This window comes from Ferrigenium sp. UT5, from assembly GCF_045866295.1.
GTDB lineage: Bacteria > Pseudomonadota > Gammaproteobacteria > Burkholderiales > Gallionellaceae > Sideroxyarcus.
Map to the genome: position 1 here is coordinate 26,945 of NZ_BAAFRY010000015.1, position 14,855 is coordinate 41,799.

The window sequence follows — 14,855 nt, forward strand, 5'->3', positions numbered from 1 at the left end:
ATTATTCAAGGCATGATCCACAACGACGACCTCAGCGCCGCGCCGCGCATCATCTCCGCTGCCCCTGCCTCGGCGCAGGAGGAGGCACTGGAGCGCGCGCTGCGCCCCAGGCAGCTCGATGAATATGTCGGCCAGGAAAAGATTCGCGGGCAACTGGAAATTTTCATCGAGGCCGCGAAGAAACGCAAAGAACCGCTCGACCATGTGCTGCTGTTCGGCCCGCCCGGTCTGGGCAAGACCACGCTGGCACAGATCATCGCGCGCGAGATGGGCGTGAACATCCGCCACACCTCCGGCCCGGTGCTGGAGCGCGCGGGCGATCTGGCCGCCTTGCTCACCAACCTTGAACCGAACGACGTGCTATTCATCGACGAAATCCACCGCCTGTCGCCGGTGGTGGAAGAGATCTTGTACCCCGCGCTGGAGGATTACCAGATCGACATCATGATCGGCGAGGGGCCGGGCGCGCGTTCGGTGAAGATCGACCTGCCGCCGTTCACATTGGTCGGTGCGACCACGCGCGCGGGCATGCTCACCAATCCACTGCGCGACCGCTTCGGCATCGTGGCACGGCTGGAGTTCTACACGCCGGAAGAATTGCAGCGCATCGTCACCCGTTCGTCCGGTTTGCTCGAACTGCCCATCTCGCCCGATGGCGCGCTGGAAATCGCCAAGCGTTCGCGCGGTACGCCGCGCATCGCCAACCGCCTGCTGCGCCGCGTGCGCGATTACGCCGATGTGCGCGCCGACGGCAATGCCACGCGCGAAGTGGCGGATGCCGCGCTGACCATGCTGGATGTAGACGCGCGCGGGCTGGATGTGATGGATCGGAAGCTGTTGCAGACCGTAATCGAAAAATTCATGGGTGGCCCCGTCGGGGTGGACAACCTTGCCGCCGCCATCGGCGAAGAGCGCGACACCATCGAGGATGTGCTGGAACCCTACCTCATCCAGCAAGGTTACTTGCAGCGCACGCCGCGCGGGCGCATGGCGACGGCAAACGCCTATGAACATTTCGGGCTGGTGCAGCCGCGCAACGGCAACCACAGGGAACTGTGGGATGAATAAGCGCGAAAAGATATTTTCCTGGCCGGTGCGGGTGTATTTTCAGGACACCGACGCCGGCGGTGTGGTCTATCACGCCAGCTATGTGAACTTCATGGAGCGCGCACGGACGGAGTGGTTGCGCACGTTTGGCTACAGCAATGCCGGGCTGATGAAAGCGCTGGGCGTGGTGTTCGTGGTGCGCTCGCTCAAGCTGGATTACCTGAGGCCGGCGCTGCTCGACGACCTGCTGGAGGTGACGGCGCAGATCAAGGCCATTGGGCGGAGCCGGGTTACTTTGTTGCAAACCGTGCAGCGCAGCGACGAGTTGTTGACCGAGGGCGAGGTGCATCTGGTGTGCGTCAGTGTGGACAGTTTCAAGCCGGTGAGCGTGCCGGAACTTTTGCGCAAACAATGGAGTTGAATGCATGGACATGATCCGCGATTTGTCGCTGCTGCATCTGCTGACCAATGCCAGCCTGCCGGTGCAGCTGGTGATGGGTTTGCTGCTGGGGGTGTCGCTGTTTTCCTGGTGGTATATCTTTCTAAAAATGTTTGCCGTGCGCGCCGCAGTCCGCCAGACACGCGAATTCGAGGATGCCTTCTGGAGCAATCCGAATCTGGTCGCGCTGTATCAGCAGGCGGCAAGCCAGATGCGCCACAATCAGGGGGGGCTGGAGCATATCTTTGCCGCCGGCTTCGCCGAGTACGTCAAGCTGAAGAAAACGCATGGCGTGGATAGCGCCGCGCTGATGGAGGGCACGCGCCGCGCGATGCGCGCGCGTTACCAGCGCGAGATGGATCGACTGGAGTCGCATCTGTCCTTTTTGGCGACCGTGGGTTCGGTCAGTCCGTATGTCGGTCTGCTGGGCACGGTATGGGGCATCATGAACGCGTTTCGCGGCCTGTCCAGCGTGGGGCAGGCGACCCTGGCGCAGGTCGCGCCGGGTATCGCTGAAGCCCTGGTGGCGACTGCGATGGGTTTGTTCGCCGCGATTCCGGCGGTGGTGGCCTATAACCGCTACGCGCGCGACATCGATCGCCTGGCCACCCGTTTCGAGAGCTTCATCGAGGAATTTTCCAATGTTTTGCAACGTCAGCCCTGAACAATGAGCATGCCGGCCCAGCGACGCTCGCGCAACCGGCTGATGAGCCAGATCAACGTGGTGCCCTACATCGACGTGATGCTGGTGCTGCTTGTCATCTTCATGGTGACCGCGCCGATGATGAACCCGGGGCAGATCGATCTGCCCAGCGTGGGCAAGTCGGCGACCCCGTCGGTGGCGCCGCTGGAGGTGATGATCAAAAAAGATGCGACGCTGGTGTTGCGTGATCACGCGCAGGGCGGCGCCGAACAGCCGGTCACGCGGGATGAGCTGGCCGGCCTGTTGAAACAGCGGCTGGCGAAGAATCCGCAGCAGGCCGTGGTGATCTCGGCGGACAAAAAGATCCGCTACGAAGAAGTCATCCATGTGATGGATATGTTGCAGCAGCAGAACGTCCAGAAAGTCGGTCTGCTCACCCGCACGAGATGAGCGGGGCGCTGCACTATCGCGAACCGAATCGGCTGGCCGCCGGCATGCTGGCGATGGCGGTGCATGGCGGTTTCTTGCTGCTGCTGATGTTTGGCGTGCACTGGCAGAACCGGGCACCCGATAGCTTCTCCGTCGAATTGTGGCAGAGTTTGCCGCTGGATGAAGCCGTCAGCATGAACGAACCGGCACCGGTTGCGGTTCCCAAACAGGAAGAGGTTGCCACACCTAAACAGGAAGAGGTGCCTGCGTCGCCACCGCCCCCGACACCACAAGCTGAAATTGAACTGCGCGACCGGAAAGTCGTCAAGAAAACGCCGCCCCAGCCGAGTGCCAGGGAACTTCACCGCCGCAGGGAAGCCGAAGCGCAGCGCAGGCTGGAAGAACAGGCCGAGCAGCGCAGGAAGGCAGAACAGGCGCGGGTGCGGGATGAAGTGAGGGCCGCCACGGCGGCCGAGGTGGGGCGTTATCAGGACATGATCCGCGGCAAGATCCGCCACAACATCGTGATGCCGCCCGATGTGTCGCCGAATGCGGAGGTTGTGTTCAAAGTGACGCTGTTGCCGGGCGGTTCGGTGCTGGACGCGGTGCTGCTCAAAAGCAGCGGCAACCCGGCCTACGACGAAGCGACCGAGCGCGCCATCTACAAGGCGCAACCCCTGCCGCTGCCGACCGATCCGCTGCTGAAGAAAGAATTTCGCGAGTTGCGCCTGACCATCAGACCCGAGGAGAAGTGATTCATGTTGCGTTGGATAGTGTTATGCCTGTTGTTGATTGCAGCGCCGGTGCGTGCCGAGTTGAGCATCGAGATCACCGGGGCGGGTGAGCATCAAACGCCGCTGTCGCTGGTACGCTTCGCAGGCGACCCGCTGATCGCGCAGAGTCTGCTGGAAGTGATCGGCAACGATCTGTCCCGCACCGGCCTGTTCAAGCTGGTTGATCCCGCCGGCAAGCTGCCGCACCGCGTTGCGGAAGTGCGCGTGGCGGAATGGGCGGGGGTGGAAACCCTGCTGCTCGGCACCATTCAAGAGATGGACGGCGAGCAGTTGGCGGTCAGATTCAGCCTGTTCGATGTGGTGCGCAATGCGGAGCTGATGGCGCAGGTGGTGACCGCAAAAAGAACCCATCTGCGCGCGATTTCGCATCGTATCGCGGATAGGGTGTATGAGCGGCTGACCGGCAGTCCGGGCGTGTTCGGCACGCGCATCGTGTATGTCAATCGCGATCAGGGCAGCTATCGGCTGGTGGTGGCGGACAGCGACGGTTATGGCGAACAATCCCTGCTGACTTCGAAAGAACCCATCATGTCTCCGGCCTGGTCGCCTGACGGGAAGCAGATTGCCTATGTCAGCTTCGAGCGGCAACGCGCGATGGTGTATGTGCAGGCGCTCGATTCGGCCCAGCGGCGCTTGATTGCCGATTTTCCCGGCAGCAACAGCGCACCGGTCTGGTCGCCCGACGGCAAGCAATTGGCGCTGGTGCTGACGCGCGATGGCAGCTCGAACCTGTATTTAACCGAACTCCGCGGACGGGGAGTGCGTCAGCTTACCCAGGGATATGCAATCGATACCGAGCCGGTCTTTTCGATAGATGGGCAAAGCTTGCTGTTCACGTCAGACCGGGGCGGAAATCCGCAGATATACCGGCTGTCCCTTAAAGATGAACGCATACAACGTCTCACTTTCGAGAGTGGTAGCGCTTTTTCGCCGCGTCCGTCTCCGGATGGACGTGGCTTTGTGTTCTCGTTATATAAGGAGGGCGTGTTCTATGTTGCAGTACAGGATTTTGAAAGCGGCCAGGCCCAGATTCTGACCGCGGGCGGATGGGAAAAGAAACCCAGTTTTGCCCCCAATGGCAAAATGATCCTGTTTGCGACAGAAGTCATGGGCCGTGGTATATTGGCGACGGTTTCAAGCGATGGCAGAGTGAAGCAAAAAATGGTGGCCCAGCGGGGGGATATTCGCGAACCGATGTGGGGCCCGTACCTGAAATAACGATTAACAAGGAGTCAATGCAATGAAAAAACTGATCCTGGCTATTTTTCTGACCCATTTCCTGGTGGCGTGCGCCAGCAACAAGCCCAAAGAAGAAACGGCCGCCCCCGTGACGACTCCGGAGTCTTCCGTGTCCAGTGCTCAAACTGACGCGCAAGCCGCTGCCGCCGCCGCGCAAGCGGCTACCGATGCGCAAGCCGCCGCCGCCGCGCAAGCCGCTGCCGATGAACTGGCCGCATTGAAGAGCAAGAGCAGCGTGTATTTCCCGTTTGACATTGATGCCGTACAAGCGGGTGATCGTGAAATCATCCTGATGCATGCCCGTTATTTGGCGGCCCATCCGGCGGTACACGTTCAGGTCGAAGGCAATGCGGATGAGCGCGGCAGCAGCGAATACAACCTGGCCTTGGGACAGCGCCGCGCCGAAAATACCAAACGCGCATTGGTGCTGGGCGGAGCTGATGCAATGCAGATAGATTCCGTCAGCTACGGCGAAGAAAAACCGCGCTGCGCCGACCACAATGAAGCGTGCTGGGCACAGAATCGCCGCGCCGACATCAACTACGACGCGCAATAACCATGTTGAAGGCGGCCTCCTGTTTGCTGGGTGGGCTGTTGTTGGTCAGCAGCCCCGCTTTTGCGGGGCTGTTTTCTGATGACGATGCCCGCAAGCAGATTCAGCAACTGGAAGCCCGTGTCATCAAACTGGAGCAACAACTGGCTGAAGCGGAGCTACAGAACAAGCTGTCCGTGCGTTCCATCCTCGATTTACAAATGCAACTGGAGATGCAGGCGACTGAACTCCGTAAGCAACGCGGCGAGTTTGAGGAGATTGGACACGCGCTGCAAGAGGGCGAAAAACGGCAAAAGAACTTCTATACCGATCTGGATTCTCGTTTGCGTCCGCTGGAGGCCGGAACAACGGGCAACGTTGCGCGCGTGACGCAGGATTCGGCCGGGGGCAGTGATCCGATGGGCGAGAATCGCGCATTCGAGACCGCTTACGGTATCTATCGCGCCGAGAAATACCCGGAAGCAGCCCGTGCCTTCAGCGATTTTCTCCGGCAATATCCGCAGTCGATGCACGAAGCCAATGTGTATTACTGGATGGGCAACGCCCATTTCCTGAGCAGGGACTATGCGAATGCGGTGGCTGCTTATCGTTTTCTGCTGGACAAACACGATGACCATCCGCGCGCGCCGGAATCCATGTTGAATCTTGCGGAAAGCCAGTTGTTGCTAAAACAGAAGGCCAATGCGCAAAAAACATTCAAGCAACTGATCGCCCGTTTCCCGGGTAGCGATGCTTCCGACAAGGCCAAGAAGCGCCTGGCGACGATCAAATAATTTTCTCCGTAGTCCATGAATCAGTCCGTTGCCGTCACGCTGCGTGTCAGCGAAATCTTTTATTCCCTGCAGGGTGAAACCAGCCGCGCCGGATTGCCGACCGTGTTCGTGCGCCTGACTGGCTGCCCTTTGCGTTGCACCTACTGTGACACGGCCTACGCGTTCACCGGCGGACAAAGCATGGCGCTGGCGGAAATCATGGCGGCGGTTGGACAGTATGCGCCGCGCCACGTAACGGTGACCGGGGGCGAGCCGTTGGCGCAAAAGAACAGCCTGCCGTTGTTGCGCGCCTTGTGCGATGCGGGTTACGCCGTTTCGCTGGAAACTGGCGGCATGCTCGACATCTCGGCGGTGGATGAGCGGGTGATGCTCGTGCTCGACATCAAAACACCCGCTTCCGGCGAAGCCGACAAAAATCTCTGGTCGAATCTGGACTCTCTCAAGCCGCAGGACGAGATCAAGTTCGTGCTGTGTGACGAGCCCGATTATCGCTGGGCCAAACAGGTTCTGCTGGAACGCGGATTAGCCGAACGGTGCGGGGTTCTTTTCTCGCCGGCACAGGGCCAGCTTGCCGCCCGGGAACTGGCGGAATGGATCCTGCGCGATCGTTTGCCGGTGCGTTTTCAGTTGCAGTTGCACAAACTGCTGTGGGGCAACGAGGCCGGGCGATGAAACGCGCAGTCGTATTGCTGTCGGGCGGTCTGGATTCGGCCACGGTGTTGGCCATGGCGCGGGAACAGGGGTTTCAGTGCCACGCCCTGAGCGTGGACTACGGGCAACGCCATCATGCCGAGCTGGCGGCGGCACAGCGCGTCGCCAGAGTGCTCGGCGCCCATCAGCACCGGGTGATTCGGGTCGATCTGACCGCTTTTGGCGGGTCGGCGCTGACCGACGCCAATATTGCGGTGCCGGAACAGGCCAGCGCCGGCATCCCGCTCACCTATGTGCCCGCACGCAACACCATCATGCTGTCGCTGGCGCTGGCCTGGGCCGAAGTGTTGCAGGCGCAGGACATCTTCATCGGGGTCAACGCCGTGGACTACTCCGGTTATCCCGATTGCCGTCCCGAATTCGTGCAGGCTTTCGAGCACATGGCGAATCTGGCCACCAAGGCGGCTGTCGAAGGCAGGCGGCTCACCCTGCATGCGCCGCTGCTCGAATTGAGCAAAGCAGAAATCATCCGGCAAGGGATGCAACTGGGGGTCGATTATGCGCAAACGGTCTCCTGTTACCAGGCGACCGAACAGGGGCTTGCCTGCGGTCGCTGCGATTCCTGTCGCCTGCGCCGTGAAGGATTCGCAGCGGCTGGAATCCCCGATCCCACGCGGTATTGCGAGGGTTGAATGGCGTCCGCCGGTTTGACACCCCGGCCTTAATCCGTATAATGCGCGCTCTTTTTGGGGTCGGTAGCTCAGCCGGTAGAGCAGCGGACTTTTAATCCGTTGGTCGCGAGTTCGAATCTCGCCCGACCCACCAGTTTCAACCTAGCCGCTTTAGCTCAGTTGGTAGAGCAACCGCCTTGTAAGCGGTAGGTCGTCAGTTCGAATCCGACAAGCGGCACCATTCAAATGAAGCCCTGTAGAAATACGGGGCTTTATTCTTTGTTGGCGATCGTAGCCGAATCGTAGCCAATCATCACAGAATCCAACCGAGCCGCAGCCGCTGCAAGATGGTCTGATGCAAGGTGAGCATAGCTTTCCACCATTGCGCCTGGCTTCCAGCGAGACTTTAAGCCTGTCTTGGTATTCTTGAGCTTTTACACCATCGACGACGAAATCCTCAAGGTGATCGAAGGTTCCGGCTTGTTGATTGCCGATCTGACCTTTGGTAACCGCAACGTCTATCACGAGATCGGCTATCTGATGGGTATAAATCGTGGCAAAGGATTGGAGCAGGATAATTTCATCCTCATCGCCGACAAGAAGGCACGTGGCGAAGAGTTGGAGAAAGATGTCGGCTTCAATCTTAAGAGCTGGCAGCAATTGCGATTTGAGAGCACGCGGCAGCTTAAGGATGGGCTCACCGAATCCTTGAAAAGGTACTACAAGTTGAATGGCGTTAAATGATAAAGCGCGTGCACACCGTCCCAATTTCAATTCGCTAAAACTAATCCAATGGATTAGAATGCTCCCGTGATTACGATTGCCGAAGTGCCGGAATATATTCGCCAAGCGGAAAAGCTGATGACCGTCGAGGAGCGTCAGGACATTGTGAGTTATCTGGCCGCACATCCGAAGTCAGGTGATCTAATCGAAGGTGCGGGCGGTATTCGCAAAATACGCTGGGGTAGAGGTGGCCGCGGTAAAAGCGGCGGGGTGCGGGTGATCTACTACTACCACAGCGAATTGATGCCGCTTTATCTGCTGGCATTGTTCGCCAAGAACGAGCAGGCGAATTTAAGCAAGGCCGACCGCAACGGATTGGCGAAGTTGGTCGATGTATTGGTGGCAACCTGGATTGAGAGGTGAGTTATGGGAAAAGCTTTTGACAGTATCGCGCGTGGATTGAATGAAGCGATTTCGCATGCGAAAGGTGCGAAGGTCGCCGTGAAAACTTACACGCCGGAAGAGGTGGATGTTTCTGCATTGCGTCGCCGTATGGGCATGACGCAAGAACAATTCGCCGCACGGTTTGGGTTTTCTGTTGCGACCTTGCGCCATTGGGAGCGTGGAGATCGTTCACCGCAGGGGGCCTCGTTGGTGTTGCTGAACGTCATCAAGCGCGCACCAGATGCGGTGCAAGCGGCATTGAACTGATCCGAGAAGCGCACAAATGCTGTGCAATTGTGAGGCACGGTCTCATACTGAATAAACCAGACTGAGGGATTTTTAACCGTCACACCAGCGTTGCTCGTGTGCAAAGTCGGTGCAGACTTGCGCAGCAAGACTGCGTGGGCGTAGCCAAAACGTATTTGTTTTAACGAAAATTCTAGTGCTAGTAAGCTTTTTGTAGCTGCCAAGCAAACATTGCGGATGATGCAAAGCATTGATAAATAATAATTAAGCAATCGGCGGCTTCGGCTTTTAATCCGTTGGTCGCGAGTTCGAATCTCGCCCGACCCACCAGTTTCAACCTACCTCTTCCTGTTGCAGGTATTCCTGCGGCCGATCTTTATGGTGATCGGATTCGTGTTATCGATCATCGTGATGGAAGTGATGGGGAAATTCTTCTTCTCCACGTTCGCGCTGGCGATGCATGATGCGAGCACGATCTCCAATATCTTCGACCTGGTGGGGATTGTTGTTGCGGTCGGAGTGTTCTTTACCACCTCGGTGATGATCGTGAACCTGTCGGTCAATCTGATACACTTGATCCCGGACACCGCCCTGCAGTGGCTCGGATCCCACACGCAGAGCTCAAGTGCGGGTAACCGTGCAGGTGAGAATTTCACGGCCGTGGCGACGGGTGGGACGGCTGCGGGACGGGATATCATGGGCGGCGCGATGCAGAAGAGTCGGCAGCGCAGGGATGGCGCAGCAAGATCAGAAGCCGAAGCTAAGCGCCATAGTGAGATGCTTGATGCGATCAGTGGCCGCGCAAACAATGCAACTTCGGCTGGGGCTCGAGGTGCTGCGGTTAGTGGTGGCTGATCTCTTCCTGACTCATGGCTCATGAACACTAAACCGTAACTCAGTGCAAAATGACTTTGAGTTACTAGCGCGCACCTCAGGTGCTTACTGCTAACCGTAACCCGGCGCTCACGCTTCAAAGTCCGGGTTACTAGCGCGCAGACGATGTCTGCTTACATGCTTACATAAAGGAGGGAATATGAGTAATCAATTGTTGACCGGTCTGGTGATGGGCAAGCTGCTCGGCGGCGGTGACAAGACTGCCGAGATTGCAGCTGAAGGGGAAGCGCAGCGTGCACGTGCAGATGCAGCCTACTCACACAACACTGCACTCGCTATTGTGGGTGCGCTCAATCGCGTCGAAGGCGCGCTGAAGGAAGAGCGCGAAGCCAAACAAGGCTGGCGCCAGTATGCCGCCCGCCTGCGCACGAACCTGGAAGCCCGCAAGATGAGCGAGGCCGCCCTGCTGGAGGCGTTGAAGCAGGAGAACGTCAAGAATCCGCTGGCGACTGAGGAAGGTTTCAAGGAACACTTCCAGGCGGAACTGGCGAAGCAATATGGGGTAGGGCTGGATGCCGACCCTCAGACTTTCGACGCTCGCGAGGAAGCCACCATGCTGAAGCAACGTACCGAGGGGCGTGGCGCGGTTGAGTAAGTAAGGAAGCGAAGCTTCCGCGCTAGTAACCCGGTAATTGAAGCGATAGCGCCGGGTTACGTTTAGGAAACAAGCCCGCCAGGGCGCGTCAGTGAGTGTCTTGTACGCGAACGGCTAGGAAGCAAGCGTGATCGCCGCAATTTCAGAGTGGAGTGATCTGATGAAAGTTCTTGGGAGATCGAGTGAGCCAGTTCTTGGGGTGGCTTCGGAAGATAGGCTGAAGCGCGGATGCGCGTTCAATGAATCTTTGCAGTCATTTTTCCCCGCTGGAAGGGTTGGATATATACCCAAGGGTGTGTACCGATTCAAAACCCACGCCGATGCGAATGCCCACCAGGATGACTGTCTTGCTATCCATATGGCGCAGCTGTCGCTGAAGCGTTCGGCGCGATCGCATGAACCAATGGATGTGCCATCCTCCCGATGAGTGATACCGCCAGACCGGCCACGCTTGCCGATTTGAAGATGCTCGCCAAATCGCTGAATGACAACGGCGTGGATTATCTGTTGATCGGCGGTTATGCATTGTTTGCTCACGGCTATGAGAGAGCAACAACCGACATTGATCTTCTTGTTCCGGCGACGATCGAGGTTGGGGAGAAAATAAAAAAAGCCCTTCTCGTGCTACCGGAGAAAGTTGCTGCCGAAATTGATGTGTCATGGTTTCAGCAGGGTGGCACTATCAGGGTCGGGGATGAAATCGTTGTTGATTTGTTGTTCAATGCGGCAGGGCAAACGTACGACTCACTGCTGAAATATCAAGAGATCATTGATGTTGATGGCATGCAAATCCGGACCGTATCGCTTGAAGCCCTACTATTGACAAAACAAACCGTACGAGAGAAGGATGTTCAGGACAGGTTGATATTGGAGAGGGCGATTCAGTATATGAATGAACACCCAAATATTTGCCCATCCTGTGGGATGGCTCCGTGCATCTGTCAGTCGCCCCACAGGGGGTGATGCTGAACCTGAACGCCCGCAAGATGAGCGAGGCCGCCCTGCTGGAGGCGTTGAAGCAGGAGAACGTCAAGAATCCGCTGGCGACTGCGGATGGGTTTGAGGCGCAATACAAGGCGGAGTTTGCGTATTTCGGAGCATCGTGACCGGTCATTTCGCTAAGTCGTGACCGGTGATTTCGGTCTATCGTGACCGGCTGTTTCGCTAACTCGTGACCGATTTCGGGTGGCGAGCGAAATGAGCGGTCACGAGTGCTGATGTCTCCCTTGTCCGCGCGTATTAGTTTTTGATCTGCCGGTCGCGGGAGCGCCGGCAATAATGAGTATGGTGAATGATGGTGTGGCGGGGGTTGCAGGGGAATTTCAGGGCGTATATACTTTACGTATATCCATTGACTAAAGGTGACCCAAATGACCTTGGCGCGCGTATTCCAATCCGGTAACAGCCAAGCCGTTCGTTTGCCGAAAGAGTTTCGCTTTTCAGCCGATCAGGTTGAGATATTCCGTCGGGGGGATGAAGTCATTCTGCGCGAGCGCCAGCGAAATGCATTGGATATCTTTTCTGCCCTAAGCCAGCTTCCTGAAGATTTCATGTCGAAAGGACGTGATGACTCCCTGCCTCAGGAAAGGGAGAGCCTCTGATGTCGGTTCGGTATTTGCTGGATACGAACATCTGCATTTACATCGCCAAACACAACCCGCCAGCCGTGCGTGATCGATTTGCGCACCATACGGCCGATGAGCTGGCGATGTCGGTGGTTACCTTGGGTGAACTTCGTTTCGGCGCAGAAAAGAGCCAGAACCGTGAACGTGCATTGGCGGTCATCAGTCAGCTCGAATCAATGATGCAAATTGCGCAACTGAATGCGGCGGTCGGAGAGCATTACGGTCAGATCAGAGCCGTGTTGCAACAACGTGGCGAAATGATCGGTAACAACGATCTGTGGCTGGCTGCTCATGCAAGAGCGGAGGGTTGGATACTGGTTACCAACAATGAGCGCGAATTTGTGCGAGTCGACGGGTTGCAAGTGGAAAATTGGGCGGCCTGATGTCGCTGAGCGAGTTCGAACTGAAACGATTGGAGAAGTTGGTTGGGCGCCCATACCGCGCTAGCGGTTTAGTCCATGGCCAATCTCCGGCCCTTCATTGACAACAGAACGAACGTTCTTTACTATGCTGCAAACGTTATCCATCAACGTTTGCCATGAACACCACTGCACCATTTCCTGTAATTGAGCCCACTGTAGGGTTACAGCCCGTACTGTTGCCGCTGTTCGGCAATCGGGTCCCGGCGGGCTTCCCTTCGCCCGCAGATGACTATCTCGAACGTCGCCTGAGTCTGGATGAGTACTTGGTCCCGAACAAGAATTCGACCTTTCTGGTTCGTGCCCGTGGCAACAGCATGACAGGTGCTGGGATCTTTGATGGCGATCTGATGGTCGTGGACAAAGGGCTGAATGCGCAGCCTGGCGATATCGTGGTTGCGGTGGTAGATGGGGAATTCACGGTTAAGTATCTGGGCATGCTGAACGGAGCAATCTGTTTGAAGCCCGCGAACCCACGTTTCCAGACCACCGAATTCAAGGAAGGGCAGGAGCTGGAGATCTGGGGGGTCGTTACCTCAACCATCAAACAGTTCCGCCGTTGATGTCATGCCCATCGCCCTTGTCGACTGCAACAACTTCTATGTGTCCTGCGAGCGGGTCTTTAATCCTAAACTCGAAGGAAAGCCGGTAGTCGTTCTCTCAAACAATGATGGCTGTGCTGTCGCCAGATCTAACGAGGTGAAGGCCCTAGGTGTGAAGATGGGCGAGCCATGGTTCAAGATGGAGAAACTGGCCAAGCAACACGGCATCATTGCCCTCTCCAGCAACTACACTCTCTATGGCGATATGTCCGCTCGGGTGATGAGCATCCTGTCGGAGTTCAGCGAACAGCAAGAGGTGTACAGCATCGACGAGTGTTTCCTCGGACTCGAAGGGTTCGCCTCTGAATACTTGGTCGAACATGGCCAGAAGATTCGACGGGCCGTGCGCAAGCAGACAGGCATCCCAGTGTGTGTCGGTATCGCAGATACCAAGACGCTTTCCAAGCTGGCCAACCATTGCGCCAAGAAAGGGTTCGCCGGCAGTGACGGCGTGTGCGACTTTGGTCGACTGCCTGAGGCGCAGCAATCCAAACTGTTCAAGAGCATCGCTGTTGGCGAGATATGGGGCGTGGGGAGACAGATTGGCTCCAAGCTGGCGGTGATGGGCATCGAGACGGTGGAGGCTCTGCGTCGTGCCGATCCTGAGTACATCCGTCAGCAGTGTTCGGTTGTGGTCGAGCGCACGGTCAAGGAGTTGAACGGCATTCCATGCATCGAGTTGGAACAGGCGGGCACTCCTCGTCAGCAGATCATGGTGTCGCGTTCCTTTGGGCAGCCTGTGACCTCCATTGAAGACCTATCCGAGTCTGTAGCTTACTTCGCCACCGCGGCAGCCATGAAACTGCGAAAGGACGGCTCGGTTGCTTCAAGCCTGTGTGTCTTTGTGCGAACCAACCCATTCAAGGAGAACGAAGCTCAGTACCATCGCTCGCTGGTCGTGCCGCTATCCCGACCCAGTGCAGATACTGCAAAGATCGTCAGTGCTGCATTGGCAGGTCTAAAGCAGGTGTTCAAGCCGGGCTTTCGCTACAAGAAGTCTGGTGTGCTGCTCATGGGATTGCAGGGCAAGGATACTGTTCAGGCTGACCTGTTCGATCAGCCCATGGATCAGGCCAAGTCAGAAGCCAGAATGAAGATCATGGACCAGATCAATCAGAAGATGGGGAAGGGCAGTGTGACAATCGCGGCCATTGGGGTTGGCCAGCGCTGGGCGATGCGTCGAGAGAGAAAGTCACCGGGCTATACCAGTGAATGGGAAGAGCTGCCGATTGCGGGGTGAATTTACCTGGGCCTGACCGTTTGTCAGCACCGCTCGTGGCAAGCGTTTGGCGAGCTTCCAATGCCTGGGGATTGCTCCACCAGACGGGGCGCTTGTTGCCATGACAGCCCGTTCATGCGCTCGATATGGCGCAGCAGTACGCCTTTGTCTGAACGGCCATGAGGGAGTAGCCAAAACGTTTGAATACGCGCTCCCGCTCAAAAAATGAGCGGGACAGTATCTAACGTGGGTCAAATTTGGATGCATATTACTGACCTAGGTGGGTCAGATTCGGGTGCAATTCAACATCGCAAGGGCAACTGCTGGGATAACGCCCCGACCAAAACCCGTCCCTTGGAAGACGAAAAACCGTGGGGAGGTCACCCATCGAGATCCCCGCTTGTTCGGTAAAACCTCTTTTGCATACTTGCCAAGAAGATATCCAAACGTCTTGTCGGGGATGCCAGACACCTTTCCTGCTATGATGTCAGACTCAGTGGCGGCACCCCAGTTTTGAGCTTCAATTTTGGTGGGAAAAGTTGCGGATTTGCGCCCCCCATTTTGGGTAACGAAAACCTCCCAGGATTTTCCAGCTTTTCTGATTGATGCCATCCTGTAAAAATCCTGTAACAGGATACCCAATAGAGTGGAAACAATGCAAAAAGAGTGGAGTAGAGTGGAAACAAAAAAGCCGACAAATCAGTTACATGTCGGCTTTTCAGTTAGTTACGATTGTATTAGTGGTGCCCAGAAGAGGACTCGAACCTCCACACCTTGCGGCACACGGACCTGAACCGTGCGCGTCTACCAATTCCGCCATCTGGGCAATGCTTCAAGGGTGCGCACTTT

21 protein-coding genes and 3 tRNA genes are annotated in these 14,855 nt (G+C 57.0%); 23 read left to right on the forward strand and 1 reads right to left on the reverse strand.

Features of this window, described 5'->3' with window-relative positions:
* The first annotated feature begins 12 nt into the window (after window positions 1–12).
* From ruvB to ACKTSJ_RS07220, 23 genes are all read left to right on the forward strand, one after another.
* Entirely contained in the window at window positions 13–1,068 is a 1,056-nt protein-coding gene (ruvB, locus tag ACKTSJ_RS07110) for a Holliday junction branch migration DNA helicase RuvB (protein WP_407898782.1), read from the forward strand.
* Window positions 1,061–1,468 (forward strand): tol-pal system-associated acyl-CoA thioesterase, encoded by a 408-nt coding sequence (gene ybgC / locus ACKTSJ_RS07115; RefSeq protein WP_407898784.1) that lies wholly within the window; start codon window positions 1,061–1,063, stop codon window positions 1,466–1,468. Before ruvB ends, ybgC begins: the two co-directional genes overlap by 8 nt.
* A 4-nt stretch (window positions 1,469–1,472) precedes the next feature.
* A complete protein-coding gene (tolQ, locus tag ACKTSJ_RS07120) occupies window positions 1,473–2,150 on the forward strand; it encodes a protein TolQ (RefSeq protein ID WP_407898786.1) in 678 nt (225 codons plus the stop codon).
* Between the two features lie 9 nt (window positions 2,151–2,159).
* Window positions 2,160–2,579 (forward strand): protein TolR, encoded by a 420-nt coding sequence (gene tolR / locus ACKTSJ_RS07125; RefSeq protein ID WP_407898788.1) that lies wholly within the window; start codon window positions 2,160–2,162, stop codon window positions 2,577–2,579.
* Window positions 2,576–3,313, forward strand: a complete 738-nt coding sequence (gene tolA, locus ACKTSJ_RS07130) for a cell envelope integrity protein TolA (RefSeq protein WP_407898790.1) — start codon at window positions 2,576–2,578, stop codon at window positions 3,311–3,313. The genes tolR and tolA overlap by 4 nt, the downstream gene beginning before the upstream one ends.
* A 3-nt stretch (window positions 3,314–3,316) precedes the next feature.
* The gene (tolB, locus tag ACKTSJ_RS07135) at window positions 3,317–4,570 is read left to right on the forward strand and encodes a Tol-Pal system beta propeller repeat protein TolB (RefSeq protein WP_407898792.1); all 1,254 of its coding nucleotides are present in this window, start codon (window positions 3,317–3,319) and stop codon (window positions 4,568–4,570) included.
* Window positions 4,571–4,592: 22 nt separating this feature from the next.
* Complete coding sequence (gene pal, locus ACKTSJ_RS07140; protein ID WP_407898794.1) at window positions 4,593–5,147, forward strand: peptidoglycan-associated lipoprotein Pal; 555 nt, start codon at window positions 4,593–4,595, stop codon at window positions 5,145–5,147.
* 2 nt (window positions 5,148–5,149) lie between these two features.
* The gene (gene ybgF, locus ACKTSJ_RS07145) at window positions 5,150–5,917 is read left to right on the forward strand and encodes a tol-pal system protein YbgF (protein ID WP_407898796.1); all 768 of its coding nucleotides are present in this window, start codon (window positions 5,150–5,152) and stop codon (window positions 5,915–5,917) included.
* 15 nt (window positions 5,918–5,932) lie between these two features.
* Entirely contained in the window at window positions 5,933–6,589 is a 657-nt protein-coding gene (gene queE, locus ACKTSJ_RS07150) for a 7-carboxy-7-deazaguanine synthase QueE (RefSeq protein WP_407898798.1), read from the forward strand.
* On the forward strand, window positions 6,586–7,260 hold the full coding sequence (gene queC / locus ACKTSJ_RS07155; protein ID WP_407898800.1) for a 7-cyano-7-deazaguanine synthase QueC: 675 nt from the start codon (window positions 6,586–6,588) through the stop codon (window positions 7,258–7,260). The genes queE and queC overlap by 4 nt, the downstream gene beginning before the upstream one ends.
* A 57-nt stretch (window positions 7,261–7,317) precedes the next feature.
* Window positions 7,318–7,393 (forward strand) — tRNA-Lys (locus tag ACKTSJ_RS07160).
* 11 nt (window positions 7,394–7,404) lie between these two features.
* A tRNA-Thr gene (locus tag ACKTSJ_RS07165) sits at window positions 7,405–7,480 on the forward strand.
* 185 nt (window positions 7,481–7,665) lie between these two features.
* Window positions 7,666–7,983 (forward strand): hypothetical protein, encoded by a 318-nt coding sequence (locus ACKTSJ_RS07170; RefSeq protein ID WP_407898802.1) that lies wholly within the window; start codon window positions 7,666–7,668, stop codon window positions 7,981–7,983.
* 66 nt (window positions 7,984–8,049) lie between these two features.
* Window positions 8,050–8,385: a type II toxin-antitoxin system RelE/ParE family toxin gene (locus ACKTSJ_RS07175; RefSeq protein WP_407898804.1), complete on the forward strand. Its 336-nt coding sequence runs from the start codon at window positions 8,050–8,052 to the stop codon at window positions 8,383–8,385.
* Between the two features lie 3 nt (window positions 8,386–8,388).
* Window positions 8,389–8,673 carry a helix-turn-helix domain-containing protein gene (locus tag ACKTSJ_RS07180; RefSeq protein ID WP_407898806.1) on the forward strand — a complete coding sequence of 95 codons (285 nt, stop codon included), beginning with the start codon at window positions 8,389–8,391 and terminating at the stop codon, window positions 8,671–8,673.
* A gap of 357 nt (window positions 8,674–9,030) precedes the next feature.
* Entirely contained in the window at window positions 9,031–9,507 is a 477-nt protein-coding gene (locus tag ACKTSJ_RS07185; RefSeq protein ID WP_407898808.1) for a hypothetical protein, read from the forward strand.
* Window positions 9,508–9,685: 178 nt separating this feature from the next.
* Window positions 9,686–10,141 carry a hypothetical protein gene (locus ACKTSJ_RS07190; RefSeq protein WP_407898810.1) on the forward strand — a complete coding sequence of 152 codons (456 nt, stop codon included), beginning with the start codon at window positions 9,686–9,688 and terminating at the stop codon, window positions 10,139–10,141.
* Window positions 10,142–10,564: 423 nt separating this feature from the next.
* On the forward strand, window positions 10,565–11,104 hold the full coding sequence (locus tag ACKTSJ_RS07195) for a nucleotidyltransferase (RefSeq protein WP_407898812.1): 540 nt from the start codon (window positions 10,565–10,567) through the stop codon (window positions 11,102–11,104).
* Window positions 11,104–11,247: a hypothetical protein gene (locus ACKTSJ_RS07200; protein ID WP_407898814.1), complete on the forward strand. Its 144-nt coding sequence runs from the start codon at window positions 11,104–11,106 to the stop codon at window positions 11,245–11,247. Before ACKTSJ_RS07195 ends, ACKTSJ_RS07200 begins: the two co-directional genes overlap by 1 nt.
* A gap of 264 nt (window positions 11,248–11,511) precedes the next feature.
* Window positions 11,512–11,742, forward strand: a complete 231-nt coding sequence (locus ACKTSJ_RS07205; RefSeq protein ID WP_407898816.1) for an antitoxin — start codon at window positions 11,512–11,514, stop codon at window positions 11,740–11,742.
* Window positions 11,742–12,149 (forward strand): type II toxin-antitoxin system VapC family toxin, encoded by a 408-nt coding sequence (locus ACKTSJ_RS07210; protein WP_407898818.1) that lies wholly within the window; start codon window positions 11,742–11,744, stop codon window positions 12,147–12,149. The genes ACKTSJ_RS07205 and ACKTSJ_RS07210 overlap by 1 nt, the downstream gene beginning before the upstream one ends.
* Before the next feature lie 155 nt (window positions 12,150–12,304).
* Window positions 12,305–12,748, forward strand: a complete 444-nt coding sequence (locus ACKTSJ_RS07215) for a LexA family protein (RefSeq protein WP_407898820.1) — start codon at window positions 12,305–12,307, stop codon at window positions 12,746–12,748.
* Window positions 12,749–12,752: 4 nt separating this feature from the next.
* On the forward strand, window positions 12,753–14,027 hold the full coding sequence (locus ACKTSJ_RS07220) for a Y-family DNA polymerase (protein WP_407898822.1): 1,275 nt from the start codon (window positions 12,753–12,755) through the stop codon (window positions 14,025–14,027).
* Between the two features lie 720 nt (window positions 14,028–14,747).
* Here the strand turns inward: ACKTSJ_RS07220 and ACKTSJ_RS07225 are convergent.
* Window positions 14,748–14,832: transfer RNA gene (locus ACKTSJ_RS07225), tRNA-Leu, on the reverse strand.
* Between the last annotated feature and the right edge of the window lie 23 nt (window positions 14,833–14,855).